Origin of the sequence: Peptoanaerobacter stomatis (genome assembly GCF_000238095.2) — a bacterium.
Lineage (GTDB): Bacteria > Bacillota > Clostridia > Peptostreptococcales > Filifactoraceae > Peptoanaerobacter > Peptoanaerobacter stomatis_A.
In genome coordinates this window covers 1,137,475-1,155,042 of record NZ_JH815225.1, presented here as the reverse complement: position 1 = coordinate 1,155,042, position 17,568 = coordinate 1,137,475, and the positions used below count along the sequence as shown (strand labels likewise).

The following is a 17,568-nucleotide window of genomic DNA, read 5'->3' as shown; positions in this document are numbered from 1 at the left end:
GTGTAGGACGTGTAGCATGAACTATTATATCTCATTTGTTGGAGCAGGTAGCGGAGATAAGGAGCTTATAACTCTTAAAGGATATAAAAGACTTAAAAATGCAGATGTAGTAATATATACAGGCTCTCTCATAAATCATGAATTACTTGATTATTGCAAAGACGGTTGTATAAAATATGACTCTGCTTTTATGAATCTTGATGAAATAATTGATGTGATAGATAAAAACGTAAAAGCCGAAAAATATGTAGTAAGGTTACAAACAGGAGATTTTTCCATATATGGTTCTATAAGAGAACAAATAGAAGCGCTTAACAAATTAAATATAGAATATGAACTCATACCCGGAGTAAGCTCGTTTTTGGGAGCGGCATCTTCACTTAAAGTGGAATATACAGTGCCTGAAATATCACAGAGTTTAATAATAACAAGGCAATCAGGAAGAACACCTGTACCTGAAAAAGAGAGTTTGAGAGAATTTGCAAAGCATCAGACGTCTATGGTAATATTTCTGTCAGTAGATAAAATAGAGCAAGTTGTAGAGCAGTTGACTTCAGATGGAGGTTACAGCATGGATACACCATGCACAGTTATATACAAAGCCACTTGGGAAGATGAAAAAAAAGTTATAGGAAAACTGAGTGATATAGCTGAAAAAACAAAACAGGCAAATATAACAAAAACAGCACTTATACTTGTCGGAGATTTTCTTGGAAATGAATATAATAACTCCAAACTTTACGATAGAGGGTTTTCTCATGAATACAGAAGTAGCCATAATAAGTCTGACTGAAAAATCAATACAAGCGGCATATAAACTATCAGATATATTTGAAAACGCAGATGTGTATATTATGGAAAAACACAGAGAAAAACAAAAATATGATAAAACAATATTTTATCAAAAACTTGATGTATTGATAGATGAAATTTTTGAAAAATATAAAGCAATAATATTTATAATGGCAACAGGTATAGTAATAAGACATATCGCAAGACATATAAAGGATAAAACAGTAGACCCTGCAATAATAGTATGTGATGAAAAATTGACATTTGCAATATCTCTTTTGAGTGGTCATATAGGCGGAGCAAACGAAATATGCAGATATATAGGCGAAAAAACAGGAGCGTTTCCTGTAATAACAACTGCCACAGATATAAATGATAAAGGTGCGCTTGATAATATAGCATTGAGATTAAAGGCATATAAAGATGAAGACAGAGAATTATACAAAAATATAAATTATATGCTTGCAAATGATGACAAAGTGTATCTTTTAAGAGATGTTAGTCTTCCTGAAGATGTTGATTTAAGAGGTTTTTCTTCGATAAATTATAAAAAAATTAAATCAGCAGACAATATATGTATAAAAAATGATATTGATTTTGAAAAAAATAAATTTGAAGAAAATGAAATTTATAAAAAAAATGAATTTATAATTCATATAACATATAGAAAAAAAACAGGATTGGAACATCTGCAAAACTATGCAAAAATAATACCTAAATGTGTGTATATAGGCATAGGTTGTAAAAAAAATACACCTTATGATATAATTAAATGTACTCTTATGAAATATTTGCTCGACAACAATATAGATATAACGTCCGTTACAAAGATAGGAAGTATAGATATAAAAAGAAACGAGCAAGGAATAATAAAGTTGGCGGAAAAATTAGGCGTAGAATTTACAACTTTTACATCAGATGAAATTATTGCAAGCAGGTATTATAAAAATATACCCAAGAACGATTTTGTAAAAAGTATAACAGGTGTAGACTCCGTATCGCTCTCCTGTGCCAAGATGCTTAGCGAAGACAATATAATAGCTGAAAATTTCAAAGGAAATGGAATAACTTTGTCAGCAGGATTGAAGTTACAATAATAATTTTTTCTATAATTGAAAAAAGAAATTAAATCCACGTTTGAAATGGGCTTTAGGTAACTTTCGATAAATATTTATCAGTTGTTTAATTTGGTAAGAGAAATAAAAAATATTATAAAAGATGATTATCTTATAAGTGCTTAAAGAGGAAATATGAACAACAAGATTATTAAAAATGTGCCAAGAAATATTATTATAATGGCATTGTTGATATTTATAACCTTCAAATATCTCATAACAGGCTTTACAAGTAAAGATATATTCAAAGCTATAAAAAATGCTGACGGGAAATTGCTTGTGTTTTCTATAGTTTTGTCAATAATCTATATATTATGTGAGGCATTTAATACTAAGAATATGTTGAAATCATATGGATATAAAACCGATATATTCAGAACGGCTATGTATGCTTTTTCAGGATATTTTTTCAGCGGTCTTACTCCGTCTGCAACAGGCGGTCAACCTATGCAGGTATTCATTATGAAAAAAGACAATATAAAAATATCTCATTCAAGCCTTATATTGATGATAGAACTTTGTGTGTATCAATTTGTAACTGTAATTATGGCAGTTATAGGATTTTATTACAATTATGATTATATATTTTCAAAAAAAGGATTAAATGTTTGGATAATATATCTTGGAATATTTATAAACCTGTTAATATTTTTGTTCATAGTTTTTGCAATATTCTCTGGAAGATTTATAAAGTTTATAAGAAGGATTGCTTTTTTTGCAATAAATAAATTACCGTTAAGCGAAAAAGATGACAAGAAAAATATGATAAATAAAGGTCTTGATGATTACAGAAACAGCTCTATATTCATAAAGAAAAACAAAAAACTCGTATCCATAATATTACTTACTACAACCATTCAAGTAACAGTTCTTTACACTATATCATATATAGTATACAGATCGCTTGGTTTCAATAATCTTGCATATTATAGGATAATATTTTTACAGGCGTTGGCTTATGTGTCCGTATCATCTTTGCCGTTACCTGGAGCTATCGGAGTTAGCGAAAAGTTGTTTCAATTTTTATTTTTGTCCGTTTACAGCAAAGATTTTATTACAGATGCACTTGTACTGACAAGAGGAGCTAATTTTTATGTATTGTTTGCAATAAGTGCATTGATATTTTTTGTATCATTTGGAGAATATATTTTTAAACAGAAAAAAGAAGAAGTGAAAAATGTGTAGATTAAAGATAAAAGAAATAATAGTGGTAGAAGGAAAAGACGATGTTTCGGCTGTAAAGAAGGCTGTAGATGCACAAGTGATAATGACAAACGGATATTCTCTTGACAAAAAATCACAAGACCTTATAAAAAAAGCATCGACAATAGGAAATATAATCATACTTACAGATTCAGACTATGCAGGAGAAACAATCAGAAAAAGAGTAGAAAAAATTGCAGGAAAACAAAATTGTAAACACGCATTCATACCCAGAGAGCAAAGCACGAAAGACGGAGACATAGGAGTAGAAAATGCAAGACCCGATTCGATTATAGAGGCACTTACAAAAGCAAGATGTATTAGAAGTGATAAAACAGATACATTTTCAATATATGATATGATGCAAAACAAACTTCAAGGAGGAGAAAACTCCTCATTAAAGAGAGATTATATAGGTAAATTTCTTGGAATAGGGTATTCAAATGCAAAACAATTTTTATACAGATTGAATAATTTTGAAATAACAAGAGAAGAATTTGAACTTGCTTTGCAAAAATACGAAGAAGAGGATAAAAATGCAAACTGAACTTTCATCAGCCAAAACTACAAAAAACATAATACAAAAATACGGTTTTAAACTGACAAAATCTCTCGGGCAAAATTTTTTGATAAATGAAAACATATTAAACGAAATAATAGAAGCCGCAGACATAACAAAAGATGATGTAGTACTTGAAATAGGTACAGGTATAGGTACTCTTACAAGTAAATTATGTGAAAGAGCGAAAAGAGTTGTAGCGGTAGAAATTGACAAGAATCTTTTGCCTATATTAAATGAAACTTTGTCAGCCTATCAAAATATAGATATTATAAACAAAGACATATTAAAAACAGATATAAATGAAGAGTTAAAAAGCTTGGGTATAAATCAAAAAGTCAAAGTCGTAGCAAATTTACCATATTATATAACAACTCCGATAATAATGAAAATATTGGAAGAAAATGTAAATGTAAGCGTTATGGTATTGATGCTTCAAAAAGAAGTTGCAAACAGGATAAACGCACAGCATTCTACAAAAGATTATGGAAGTTTGAGTATAGCCGTACAGTATTATTGCGATACACAGATAATTTGCAAAGTGCCTAAAAATTCTTTTATACCAGAGCCGAATGTAGATTCTTTAGTCATAAAATTGACAGTCAATGAAAAAAGAAAAGTTGAGATAGAAGATGAAGAACTTTTTTTCAAACTTGTAAGAGGAAGTTTTGCCAAAAGGAGAAAAACCATATTAAACTCACTTACAGGTTATGAAGATTTGGCAGATAAAGAAAAACTTGAAAAACTTTTTGAAATATCACAAATAGACAGCAAAAGACGAGGAGAAACACTTACAATACAAGATTTTGCAAAATTGACACAAAATTATAAAAACGTATTATAATTTTGATTATATAATAATGAGTAATTATTTTTGTATGATTAAAAAATGTAGATAAATGACAAAATTATTAATATCTAATGCCAATTAATAAACATATATATTTTTTGAAATAATGCTTAAATATATCAAACATAGCTTAATTTAAAAGGACTTTAGTATAAAGTCTTGAAGAGGCATAAATAATTAAGGTGATTCAATAACAAAATAAATTAAAAAAATTTAAAACAGGAGAACATATGAAATTTGTATCGTGGAATGTAAACGGACTTAGAGCAGTTAGAGAGAAAGGGTTTGAAGATATATTCAAAAACTTTGATGCTGATGCGTTTTGCTTGCAGGAGATAAAACTGCAAGAAAATCAAATAGAACTTCATTTTGATGGATATTATGAATATTGGAACTATGCAAATAAAAAAGGATATTCAGGAACAGCTATATATACAAAACATAAACCTATAGACGTGCATTACGGTTTAGGGATAGAAGAGCATGATATGGAAGGCAGACTCATAACATTGGAGTACGAAAATTATTATATAGCCACAGTATATACTCCAAACGCACAACCTGAGCTTGCAAGGCTTGCATACAGACAAAAATGGGAAGAAGATTTCAGAGAATATTTTAAAAAATTGGATGAGAAAAAACCAGTTATAATATGTGGAGATATGAATGTGGCACACCAAGAAATAGACCTGAAAAATCCGAAGAACAATCGTAAAAATCCCGGTTTTTCAGATGAAGAAAGAGAAAAATTTACATTGCTCTTAAATGCCGGATTTATAGACACATTCAGATATTTTTATCCAGATAAAACGGATGAGTATTCGTGGTGGTCATATAGATTCAATGCACGAAAGAACAATGCCGGTTGGAGAATAGATTATTTTTGCGTATCTGACAGGCTAAAAGAAAAACTCAAATCTGCAAGCATTCATCAAGATGTAATGGGTTCAGATCATTGTCCGGTATCAATAGAAATAGAATTGTAGAATAAAAAAAGGGCTGTTGAAAATTTATAAGAAATTATAATAACAACAAGCCCTTTTTTTATATCATATTGAAATATAAAAAAATTATAAACAAAAAAATAAAATAGGTTCTGTATTTTACATATTGATTAAATTATAATAATGTGTTATTATTATAGACTAAGTAATTATGACTAATATTTACTTAAAATATTGCAATAATATATAAAAACCGAAAAATATCCAAATAAAAAATGATAAGAATAAGTCTGCATATTATTAAACTTATGGAACTTCAATTCAATAATATTAATTAAGAATTGTATAATAAGAATGTATAATTTGCGGATAAATACCACTTTCTTGGTTAATGATTAGTGGTGTACTTTCAGATGTTCATAATAATACAGCATAAAAAGTAATATAGGCCTATATATCACAGTTAATACGGCTATCATAGTATGTAATATGTTTTATTAAATAAAATATAATTACTTAAATAGGTAATATTGCTATATTTTTTTAATAAAGGAGGGTATTAAAAACAAAAACAATAAAATTATTTAAAAAATATTGATTATAATAGTAAAAAAAGGCTATATATGTAAAGGTTAATTAATAAGCTTGAATTACTTTAAATTAATGCTAATGTTTGATGAAAAGAGTACGATATTATAGAATATAAGTATTAATTATAATATAAACATAATTGTTTTGTGTTATAATTGTGTGATTTCAATCAAATGACAGTATTAGTAAGGAAAGAAGGAGTGAAAATGAAACCTATGACACAATTAAGCAGGTTGCGAAGTTTTATATTGGCACTTGTTTTACTCATAAGCAGTATATCAGTCCCGAAAAGCTCTTATGCGGAAGGTACAGGTAAGGATGTAACAGGTATTTTAAAACCTGAAGTTATTGTAACACAAGACAATAAACCTATTGCAGAGGGTGGAAGTATAATTGCGGATAAGGGATTTAGGGTAGATGTAAACTTTAAAGTTCCAGTTAAGCTTGATGGTAAACCGCAGTATGTCAAACAAGGTGACTTTGCCAAAATAAAACTTGGAAAAGGTATTAAAGTCACAAATCCTATTGGAGATAAGCCTATTATAATAAAAGATGATAAAGGACCGAATCATACAGGCAAAAAAATAGGTACCGCAAAATTTGTAAAAGAAGGCGATAATGTTGTCTTGGATTTTAAGTTTGATGGCGACAAGTATATATTTGATGACCGTAAAGGCGTTCAAGTAGACTTGTACGCAAGCTTTGAGTTAGATGAAAAGGCTGACGACCCAAATAATTCTGAAGGAAATAAATTTGTAGAAATATTAAATAAAAAATACAACCTCATACCCGGACAAGAAAGTATAGCTATGAGAAAAGAGGGTAAGGTTGATTACAATACTAAAACTATAACATGGAAAGTATTTATAGATAAAAATAAATATTTCGGTCAAATATCTCTTGACGGATTTGAATTTTATGATAACTTGTTTGATGTAGGAGACTATGTAGAAGGCTCTTTTAAAGTTGGCAAGACAGAAGATGCGTTAGTATCAGAAATACCTACATTTGATAAAGATAAAATAGAAACAGATAAAAATGGGAATAAAGTAAAACCCCTCAAATATAAATTTGATAATAATAGTACGACACCGATTGTAATTGAGTTTAAAACTGAAATAAAATTTGACGATTTCTATTTAAGAAACGATAAAAAAGAATCTGAAAGAATTACAAAGACAAATACTGCATTTATAAGAAAAGACAAAGAAGAATATAAAGCTGTAGGCGAAGTTGAAATCGACAAGATGTGGACTCAAAAGAAAGTAATAAAAGACCATTACGTAAACGGACATAAAAGACCGTATCGTAAAGGGGATTCAGAAAAAGGAGAAGATCCTAATTCTTACTATGTGGATTGGACTGTAGAGTTTAATCATGAAGGCAAATCATTGGAAAATGTCAAAATAAAAGATGAATTGCTTAAAGACACGCTTGGAGAATGTTATCTTGAGTTTGCACATTCAAAATTGGAAGTATGGAACAAAGAAACAAAAGAATACGAAGTAAAAGATACTTCTATACAACCTGTTGCTTCTATCTATACCATAGGCGATATAACCACTAAAATAAAATTTACAATAACAACTAAGATAAATCCTAACGGTATTAATGTAGATTTAGAAAAAACAAAAAGAAGAGATTTTAAAAATGTAGCAAGTGTAACATGGGGAAAAGACAGTAAGCTCAAAGTGGAACATTTTGCCTCAATGTCTATAGGGGAAACTATACTTACTAAGGATTTTGAGAAAGATAAAGATAAAGGCTCTTATATAGGTCAAACTATAAAATGGAATATAAAAGTGTATGAATATGATAAGTATTCTCCTAAAACAAGCAGTTATTTATATGACATGATAATTTTCAAAAATTCTCCAAATGCTATTTATAAGCTTAAAGAAGGGGAATATGAAATACGCGACGGAATTACAAAAATAACAAGCTTAGACGGTATGGATATTACAAATCTGGCAGAAAAACAAAAAATAGTTCCGAAATTTATAAGATATAATAAATATTTGGAAGATAGTTTTAATTCCGATAAAACTATTAAGCGTAAAGTTTATAAAATATATGCCAATGATGAATATATCGGAGATTTGCTCGAAATATATGGATTTAATCCTAATGAGAAAAATTATACTTTCAGTTTCAATACTGTGATAACAGACCCTCAGACATTGCTTGGTGACGGAAGAATAAGTATAGCCAATTATGCTCATCTGTTTGAAAATGGAAACCGAGTGGCAGTTTCAGAATCTTGGCCTGAATACAATGCGAGGATGATTACAAAACAGGCATTGCCTGCCACAGTATCAAGAGATTTAGCTGAAAAGTTAAAAGAAGGACAAGATGTATCAGACTTAGCTAACCAGGATATATTCGATGGTACAACTCAAAAAGCTATAGATAATAAGGCTATAGCATTTGACAAGAAGACAAATTCGGTAATATTCAGACTTAGCGTAAACGCATCAGATATGGACAATACAATAGATGAAAATGGAAAACATACAGGTAAAAGCCTGATTGGAAATGTCATTTTAGAAGATATATTGCCTGACGGCTGGAAGTTTGAAGACATTGCTCAAGGTAAGAAATTCCTTATATTTGAAGGTACATCATATAATCCTAAAGAAGCTTACGAAAATATTAAAGACGAAAATCAGAAAAGAACAAGAGGAGTTGTAAAAGCCGAAAATATTGTTGATAATGATTTAGAATTTCTTGAATATCAATTCACCGATAATAAAGCTCAATTCACTTTTAAAAAAATAAACAAGCCATATGTTATTTTGCTTAAAGCTAAGCTTACAGATGACGCTTTCAAAGCATATGTAAATAAAAAAGTTGAACCTATTAAAAATATGGCGACAGTAAAAATCAGAGGAAATAAATCACAAGACATTCAACTTTTTGATATCAGTAACGAATTCCTTAAAAAAGCAGTTAATTCTGAAAAAATTGGAGACGGTTATTTGACATGGACAGTAGAATATGATCCTGACAACTATTATGCAAAAGATATTGAGTATATCGAAGATAAGCTTGGAGCGGGAATGTCATTTAGAACAGAACCTTCAGGAGAATTAAGTTTTAAAGATGGAAATTATAAAGTTGAGGAATGGATATTTGACAATGCTTCTCAAAAATTTGTATTATATAAAACTTATACAGAAAAATCTGATCTGGAAAAATTTATGGAATATCATGATAATCAAAAAAATATTCTCAAATTAAATATTATTGATAAGACAAGAAAATATAGGTTCATATATGTTACAGATATAAACGGTCAAGCTGATAATATGCAAAATGAAGTTACGCTTTTTGGAAAAAATGGAAAAATTAATGATATACCTGCCGTAAAAGGTGAATATAAAATAAACGGCAGTGGTGGAGGAAGTACTTCGGAAGGGCTTACTCAAATAAAAATAATAAAAACTGATCACGATAATAAAAAGTTAAAAGGTGCACAGTTCAATTTAAAACAAACTGATGGAAATATTAATATAACAAGAATAACAGATGATAACGGAGAATTGATTTTCAAGCAATTAACAAAGGGTAAATATATTCTTGAAGAAACTCAAGCTCCACAAGGATATGTTAAGCTTAATAAAACTTATAATATTAATATTACTCAAAATAACGGCGTATATAAAGTAAAAGTTAATCAGGATGACTATATAAGTCAAAATGCACAAAATGGAAATGAAATAACTGTGATGAATGAAAAAATTCCACCAACACCACCACCTACCACTGAAACGACATCAGCATCACTTTTTGTAAATAAGAGAGTAGTAGGAAATGAGTGGTCAGATCCCAATGATGAATTTACTTTTGTAGTTAAATTTACAAGTGAAAATGAATTACAAGTAAATGGAAAATATAAGTATTATAAAAATGGGGTTGAGGCAGGAACTATAGGAAACGATGGAGAGTTCAAATTAAAAGATGGTGAGCAAATAGAGATAAAAGATTTGCCTGCCGGAATAAAATATACATTGACAGAGACTGATTATAAAGAATACAAACCTCAAGAAGTAGAAAAATCAGGTAAAATAACTACTGCTAATGTATTGGCTAATGTATTCGAAAACTCAGTTGAATTTATAAATGAAACTACTACACACGGACAACTTAGAATAGAAAAAGAAGTAGTGGGTTCTGATACAGATAAAGCTGAAAAATTCAGATTTACAGTTAAAATAGGAGATGATCCTAATAAAGTATATAAGTATAAAGACGTAACTATTATTAAAACAATAACAGGTGGCACTGAAACTGTTATAGAACTTGGACATGGTGAACATATACTTATAGAAGGTATAAAATTAGGAACGCCATATCAAGTAACTGAAGCGCCAAATTCTAATTATAGCACTACAGTTAATGGACAAAATGGCAGAACAATAGACGGAACTATAACTGAAAGTGATGATAATGTTACAGTAAAATTTGTAAATACTCGTAAAACAACACCTAAAAATCCGGGTGGCTCAGGGGGAGATGATCCAACACCTCCGGGACCGTCAAATGATCCGCAGACACCGCCACCAAGTGTACCTGACAGAGATAGACCGACACCATCAGTACCGACTTATCCGATAGACGATACACCGAATCCGAACAACCCTAATTCACCTGATAGCATAGTTGTATCAGATGAAGATGGAGTACCGCTTGGAACATATACTAAGCAGACAAAACCTGACGGAACGGTAGAGTACGTGGACGAAGACGGAGTACCTCTCGGAGTTCGTAAACTTGTTAAAACAGGCAATGAATTCCCTGAAATACCATTGATGATGACATATGCATTATCATTACTCGGTCTTGTAGTACTAAGACGTTATAGAAGAAAAGATAAATAAAAAATTAAATATTAATAAAATTCTAAAATGAATTTGTTGTAATATACAACATCATAGAGGAATCTATTTACAAAAAAACCTACTTATAAAATTAAGTAGGTTTTTTTGTGAGAATTTTTTTATTTTTTAGCTTTGATTAGTTCCGCTCATAATTATTTTAAATGATGTGCCTTTTTGCTCGCTACTTTCTGCCCATATCTTCATATTGTGATTATCTGTTATTTTTTTTGCTATGGAAAGCCCTAAGCCGTAGCCACCATGTTCTTTGTTTCTTGATTTTTCCACTCTATAAAATCTTTCAAATATTTGTGTCAATTCTGTTTTTGGTATTATCGGACCGAAGTTGTTTATGTCCAATTTTATCTTGTCTTGTTCCTTTTTTAGCGTTACGGTTATTACTGTATTTGCATTACTGTATTTGCAAGCATTTTCAAGTAATATGGAAAACAGACTTTGTATTTGTTTTTCATCTGCGTTTATATACAAATCTTCTTGTACGTTTTCGTAGTTTATATCTACATTTTTTTCGAATGCGATGACTTCCAAGCTGAGTATCTGCGATATGAGTATATCGCTTACGTTAATTTTTGCAAAAGTTATCTCTCTTTTGTTTTTGTCGGTTTTTGCAAGGAACAGCATTTCTTCGAGCAGGGTTTTCATTTGCATAGCTTCTTGTCTGCTGGAATTTATCCATTTGATTTGATTTTTTATTGTATCGTTTTTGTTTTCTTCCAATATGTCCATATTTGCAAGTAATACGGTGAGCGGTGTTTTTAATTCATGAGATGCATCTGCAATAAATTGTTTTTGCTGTAACCATGCTATTTCTACCGGTCTAAGAGCCCATGAGGATAAAAATATGCTTATTATCAAAAATGCCAAAAGTGCAGTTGTTCCTGTACCGATTAAGATTATGAGAAGTGATTCTAATGTTTCGTGTTCTCTTGTTATGTCTATGAATGCTATTTTTTCGTATGAATCTGTAACTTGTTTCAGATAACGCAGTTGCATCTGTTTTATAGTGCCTACGTTGTATTTGTCGTGAAAAGCTGTTTTAATGGCATTGTTCAGGCTTTCGTCATCAATTGATACGTTGTTTTGTATCTGTGACAATATAGTTCCGTTTTTATCCAAGGTTACTACAAATAGAGATGTGTATTGTAACTTTTTCATATCGCTGCCGTTTGTATAGGCTGTGGCTTTTACGAGGTCTATAAGTGACATTGATATTATTTCTTTAAGGTCATCGATGCTCTGTGATTCCATTGCTTTGGAGTTTGTTTTGAGTATTATGGAAAACACTGCTATAAGTATAATTGATACCAATATCATTGTTATTGAAACGAATTTTATTTTTAAACTGCGTATCATTGTTTATTGTATTCGAGCTTATAGCCGACCTTTCTTATAGTTTGTATGGTTGTTGATGATTTTAAAAATAATAATTTTTTTCTAAGGAATGATATATATACTTCTACGTTGTTGTCGGCTGCATCTGATTCTATTCCCCACACTTTTATTATTATATCTTCTTTCGTGGCTATCATCTGAGGATGTGTCATGAGCATTTTCATTATTTCAAATTCTTTATAGCCTAATTGTATTGATTTTGTAGCACTCATCATTTGGTTGGTGTCAAGGTTTAATGTTACATCTCCAAAGGATAGCTCATTTATTATAACCTCTCCTTTTCGTCTTGTTATTGCTCTTAATCTTGCGAGTAATTCTTTTGTCTCAAATGGTTTGGTCATATAATCGTCTGCTCCGTAATCCAAGCCTTTTATCTTGTCGTCTGTCTGGCTTAGGGCGGTGAGCATTATTATAGGCGTTTGTATTTTTTCGCTTCTTAATTTTTTTAACACTTCAAAACCGTTCATTTTCGGCAACATTGCATCTAATATGATTGCGTCATAGGCAAAGCCTGTGGCGTATTCGTAGGCATCTTGTCCGTCATGAACTATATCTATTATATATTTTTCTTTTTTTAAGAGCTCGCCTATTGCCTCTGCAAGTCTAACTTCGTCTTCTACTACAAGTATGTTCATTGTATCATCTCCAATTTTTGCGCATTGTGTATTTTATATATAAGTTGTAAAATGATTAAACTTATGATGTTATGGCAATTTATACTGTGAATGTGATTAAAATTCAGTATAATATTATTTTGCCAAAATCTATATAAAGTTTAATAATATATTAATAAACTGTAACTTATAAAGTATTATACTTGTTATTCTTAAAATATAATTAAAATACTGTATTTATAAAAATTTTTCTTTTACTTTTGTCCAAAATTTATAGCTTTCCAATCTCATAAGTTTTATTTTGTGCTTGGAATATGATATTTCCATACTGTATAATTTTTCGTATTTGTATTGTATTGCATCGGCTAAAAATATAGTTGTATTTTGATGCTGATTTTCAGGAGTTACTATAACTTTTGCTTTATATGGTAGTATTATACTTGAAGTCAGTGAGCGATATGCGTTGGAGTTAAGTGGGGCGATTGGTGTAACCTGTATAAGATTAAGCCTCGGGTCGATTATGCTTCCTCCTGCAGAATAATTGTAGGCTGTAGAACCTGTAGACGATGATATTATTATACCGTCTCCGGAAAAACATTCCATATGTTTGTTATCTATTGACAAATTGAGATGAACAGTCTTGTTTTTATAGCCTTTCATTGCAAATTCATTTATTGAATGCAGTGTATAATCTCTTAATTGAGTTCTTATATTTGCTTGGAGAGGCAATATATTTTGTATCTCATAATTGGATTTTTTTATACAATCTATAAGATAGTCTATTTCAGATGGTATTACATCTTGAAAAAAACCTAAATGTCCTGTATTTATACCAACGAAAATTGAATCCGGATATTCAAGATCGTGGACATTTTTTAAAAACGAACCGTCACCGCCTATTGATATTATAAGATCGCATCCGCTGTCAAATTCGTTCATCACATTAAATCCTGCGTTTATTAATTTATCCATAAGTAAAGGATATACTTTTTTAGATGATGCGTTTGAATTTGATTTTATAAAAATATTTTTTATTTCAACATTTTTTGCTACTTTTTTGTTTGACATTGTTAACCTCAAAAAAATTATAATAAATATGTAAATTATATTATAGCATAATTTTTTTAAAATAAAACTTGTAAAAATAAATTGAAAAAATGTGCTTGACTATAAAAAAATTATATGTTACAATTCAATCATAAATTCGGTAACGTTACCGAATTAAAAAATAAATAAAATATGCTTTTGAAGATAAGAGGATTTCGGACAAAGGGAAAACGCTATTAAAAATTTTTGTAGGTGAAATGGTATTAGTGAAAATCTGCTGTTTTCAAGGCATAAAAAAATTGAAGCGAGGTAGTTTATAATGAAAAGATTGAAAAAAGCATTATTCATAGGACTTGCAGCTCTTACGACTGTTGCTATGCTTACAGCTTGTTCAGGTGGAGATAAAAAAGATGATAAAGCTGCGGATAATAAAACTGAGCAAACAGCCGATGCAGGTACAGGGAAAGTTTATTATTTGAACTTTAAACCTGAAGTTGAAGAAACTTGGAATAAGATAGCACAAACTTACAAGGAAGAAACAGGAGTGGATGTGAAAGTTGAAACTGCTGCAAGCGGACAATATGAACCGACACTTAAAGCGGAGATAACAAAAGACGATGCACCTACATTGTTCCAAATAAACGGACCTGTAGGCTATCAAAACTGGAAAGACTATACGCTTGATTTGAAAGATTCTGAGATATACAGCCATTTATTAAACAAAGATATGGCAGTTTCTACAGATGAAGGAGTATTCGGAATACCTTATGTTGTAGAAGGTTATGGAATTATATACAACGATGCTATAATGCAAAAATATATAGCACTTGACGGAGCAAAAATAAAATCAGTTGATGAAATAAACAACTTTGCAAAACTAAAAGAAGTTGTAGAAGATATGCAAGCTAAAAAAGCTGATTTAGGAATAGATGGAGTATTTGCAGCAACTTCATTAGCACCGGGAGAAGATTGGAGATGGCAAACACACCTTGCAAACGTACCTGTGTACTATGAATACAGAGATGATAAAGTAAAAAATCTTGATGAAATAAAATTCACTTATTCAGACAACTATAAAAACATATTTGATTTATATGTTACAAATTCAACAGTAGATCCTTCTACATTAACAGGAAAAACAGTTACAGATTCTATGGCTGAATTCGCACTTGGAAAAGCTGCGATGGTTCAAAATGGAAACTGGGCTTGGGGACAAATATCAGGTGTTGAAGGAAACACAGTTAAAGCCGAAGATGTTAAATTCTTACCTATATATACAGGTGTATCAGGAGAAGAAAAACAAGGAATATGTGCAGGAACTGAAAACTTCTTCTCAATCAACTCTCAAGCAAAACCTGAGGATCAAAAAGCATCACTTGATTTTGTAAACTGGTTGTTCACAAGCGAAAAAGGAAAAGAATATGTAACAAAAGATTTAGGTTTCATAACTCCGTTTGATACATTTACAGAAGCTGAATCTCCTGATGATCCGCTTGCAAAAGAAGTTATAAAATATATGAGCAATCAAGACTTATATAACATTGACTGGAACTTTACTTCTTTCCCAAGTCAAGCGTTTAAAGATGCGTTCGGTCAGTCACTTGGACAATATACATCAGGTAATATGACATGGGACGATGTAAAAGCCTTGTTTATAAATGAATGGAAAGCCGAAAAAGAAATGGCTCAATAATTTAACCGGGAGGCGCCAAGCCTCCCTTTTTTTATAAGCATTTATACTAATCTTCATTTAAAAATACATATAGCGGATTTTATTATCAGCGTTACTTTTTTATATAGTGTATGGGTGTATATATATGATATTTTAAATAAGGTTGAGCATTTATGCGAATATTTTTTAAAATTTAGGAGAAAATTATGGAAAAGACACTCAAAAAATATTTTCCTTTTTTTGTACTACCTACTTTTTTGACGTTTGCAATCGTATTTTTGATACCGTTTGTACTTGGAGTAGGGTTGTCATTCACAAAATTCACCACTATATTTAATGCTAAATTTGTAGGTATTTCCAATTATACCAAAGCGTTTGCGAGCAATCAGAGATTTATTCAGGCATTTGGATTTACTACAATATTTACAATAGTGACAATAATAACTATCAACATAATAGCTTTTGCCATAGCATTGGCACTTACAAGAGAAATAAAGGGAAGTAATCTTTTTAGAACAGTATTTTTTATGCCTAACCTGATAGGCGGTATAGTATTGGGATATACTTGGCAAGTTATGCTCAACTCCGTACTTTTAAAACTGATAGGCAAGGGACTTCTTGCAAGTGAAACATACGGATTTTGGGGGCTTGTTTTACTTACAAACTGGCAACTTATAGGTTATATGATGGTAATATATATAGCAGGCTTGCAAAATGTACCGCAAAGCTTGATAGAAGCTGCAAAAATAGACGGTGCATCAAAATGGACTATACTTAAAAATGTAACTATACCTATGGTTATGCCGTCAATTACAATATGTTTGTTTTTAACGCTTACAAACAGTTTCAAGCTGTATGACCAAAACCTTGCACTTACAGCAGGAGCACCACTTTATAAAACAGAGATGTTGGCTATGAATATAGTTAATACAATGTTTGCAAAAGTAGGTTTTGAAGGTGTCGGACAGGCAAAAGCATTTATATTCTTCATAATGGTTGCAGCTATAGCATATGTACAACTTAAATTTACGAGAGATAGGGAGGTTGAAAACTGATGAAGACAAAAACTATAGACAGAATAATATTTGTAATATTGTTATTTTTGCTTGTAGCATTTTTATATCCGATATCATTCATAGTGATAAATTCATTTAAAGGTAAATTTTTTATAAGCAACTCTCCATTTTCACTTCCAAATGCAGAAACATTTGTGGGACTTGGCAACTATGTAAACGGTTTGGCAAAAACAGGATTTTTCAGTGCAATAGGCTGGTCATTTTTTATAAGTATATTTTCAGTAGCTGTAATAGTATTGTTGTCATCTATGACAGCGTACTATTTGACAAGAGTAAAAAACAAAGTTACAAAAACCATATATTACTTATTTGTGTTTTCAATGATAGTGCCGTTTCAGATGGTTATGTTTCCTACTATTAAAGTTGCGGATATGTTACATCTGAACAATCCGGTAGGTATGATATTCTTATATTTGGGCTTTGGTTCAGGTTTATCTGTATTTATGTTCAGCGGTTTTATAAAATCCATTCCACTTGAAATAGAAGAAGCATCTATGATAGACGGATGTTCACCTATAAAACACTTTTTCTATATAATATTTCCTATATTAAGACCTACAGCAATAACGGTCGGTATTTTAAATGCGATGTGGGTATGGAACGACTATCTTCTACCATATCTTGTAATGGGTATAAGTACAAAATACAAGACTGTACCTGTTGTAATACAAATGCTTGTAGGCTCAAACGGAAATAGAGATTTAGGAGCGATGATGGCTATGTTGGTGCTTGATATAATTCCTATAATAGTATTCTATCTTTCAGTACAAAAACATATAATCAAAGGAGTAGCTGCAGGTGCAGTAAAAGGTTAA

13 protein-coding genes are annotated in these 17,568 nt (G+C 30.6%); 10 read left to right on the top strand and 3 right to left on the bottom strand.

Translation table 11 applies throughout. The annotated features are described in order from the left end of the window. Positions 1-16 precede the first annotated feature (16 nt). From HMPREF9630_RS04880 to HMPREF9630_RS04850, 7 genes are all read left to right on the top strand, one after another. Complete coding sequence (locus tag HMPREF9630_RS04880) at positions 17-793, top strand: cobalt-precorrin-4 methyltransferase (RefSeq protein WP_009527424.1); 777 nt, start codon at positions 17-19, stop codon at positions 791-793. Then, a complete protein-coding gene (locus HMPREF9630_RS04875; protein WP_009527423.1) occupies positions 759-1,889 on the top strand; it encodes a cobalt-precorrin 5A hydrolase in 1,131 nt (376 codons plus the stop codon). Before HMPREF9630_RS04880 ends, HMPREF9630_RS04875 begins: the two co-directional genes overlap by 35 nt. A gap of 153 nt (positions 1,890-2,042) precedes the next feature. Further along, on the top strand, positions 2,043-3,092 hold the full coding sequence (locus HMPREF9630_RS04870) for a lysylphosphatidylglycerol synthase transmembrane domain-containing protein (RefSeq protein ID WP_009527422.1): 1,050 nt from the start codon (positions 2,043-2,045) through the stop codon (positions 3,090-3,092). Beyond that, positions 3,085-3,657 (top strand): ribonuclease M5, encoded by a 573-nt coding sequence (gene rnmV / locus HMPREF9630_RS04865; RefSeq protein ID WP_009524256.1) that lies wholly within the window; start codon positions 3,085-3,087, stop codon positions 3,655-3,657. Before HMPREF9630_RS04870 ends, rnmV begins: the two co-directional genes overlap by 8 nt. Next, entirely contained in the window at positions 3,647-4,513 is an 867-nt protein-coding gene (gene rsmA / locus HMPREF9630_RS04860; RefSeq protein ID WP_009527421.1) for a 16S rRNA (adenine(1518)-N(6)/adenine(1519)-N(6))-dimethyltransferase RsmA, read from the top strand. Before rnmV ends, rsmA begins: the two co-directional genes overlap by 11 nt. A 236-nt stretch (positions 4,514-4,749) precedes the next feature. After that, a complete protein-coding gene (locus HMPREF9630_RS04855; protein ID WP_009527420.1) occupies positions 4,750-5,505 on the top strand; it encodes an exodeoxyribonuclease III in 756 nt (251 codons plus the stop codon). A gap of 755 nt (positions 5,506-6,260) precedes the next feature. Continuing rightward, entirely contained in the window at positions 6,261-10,934 is a 4,674-nt protein-coding gene (locus tag HMPREF9630_RS04850) for a prealbumin-like fold domain-containing protein (protein WP_009527419.1), read from the top strand. Between the two features lie 126 nt (positions 10,935-11,060). Here the strand turns inward: HMPREF9630_RS04850 and HMPREF9630_RS04845 are convergent, their stop codons facing one another. The 3 genes from HMPREF9630_RS04845 to HMPREF9630_RS04835 all read right to left on the bottom strand — a co-directional run bounded on the left by HMPREF9630_RS04845 (position 11,061) and on the right by HMPREF9630_RS04835 (position 14,026). Continuing rightward, the gene (locus tag HMPREF9630_RS04845; protein WP_009527418.1) at positions 11,061-12,305 is read right to left on the bottom strand and encodes a sensor histidine kinase; all 1,245 of its coding nucleotides are present in this window, start codon (positions 12,303-12,305) and stop codon (positions 11,061-11,063) included. Beyond that, on the bottom strand, positions 12,302-12,979 hold the full coding sequence (locus HMPREF9630_RS04840; protein WP_009527417.1) for a response regulator transcription factor: 678 nt from the start codon (positions 12,977-12,979) through the stop codon (positions 12,302-12,304). Before HMPREF9630_RS04840 ends, HMPREF9630_RS04845 begins: the two co-directional genes overlap by 4 nt. Before the next feature lie 216 nt (positions 12,980-13,195). Next, positions 13,196-14,026: an NAD(+)/NADH kinase gene (locus tag HMPREF9630_RS04835; protein WP_009527416.1), complete on the bottom strand. Its 831-nt coding sequence runs from the start codon at positions 14,024-14,026 to the stop codon at positions 13,196-13,198. 298 nt (positions 14,027-14,324) lie between these two features. Here HMPREF9630_RS04835 and HMPREF9630_RS04830 point away from each other — a divergent pair, with 298 nt between their 5' ends. The 3 genes from HMPREF9630_RS04830 (at position 14,325) to HMPREF9630_RS04820 (ending at position 17,568) form a co-directional block, all read left to right on the top strand. Next, positions 14,325-15,698 carry an ABC transporter substrate-binding protein gene (locus HMPREF9630_RS04830; protein WP_009527415.1) on the top strand — a complete coding sequence of 458 codons (1,374 nt, stop codon included), beginning with the start codon at positions 14,325-14,327 and terminating at the stop codon, positions 15,696-15,698. A gap of 185 nt (positions 15,699-15,883) precedes the next feature. Then, complete coding sequence (locus HMPREF9630_RS04825) at positions 15,884-16,732, top strand: carbohydrate ABC transporter permease (protein ID WP_009527414.1); 849 nt, start codon at positions 15,884-15,886, stop codon at positions 16,730-16,732. Then, positions 16,732-17,568: a carbohydrate ABC transporter permease gene (locus HMPREF9630_RS04820; protein WP_009527413.1), complete on the top strand. Its 837-nt coding sequence runs from the start codon at positions 16,732-16,734 to the stop codon at positions 17,566-17,568. Before HMPREF9630_RS04825 ends, HMPREF9630_RS04820 begins: the two co-directional genes overlap by 1 nt.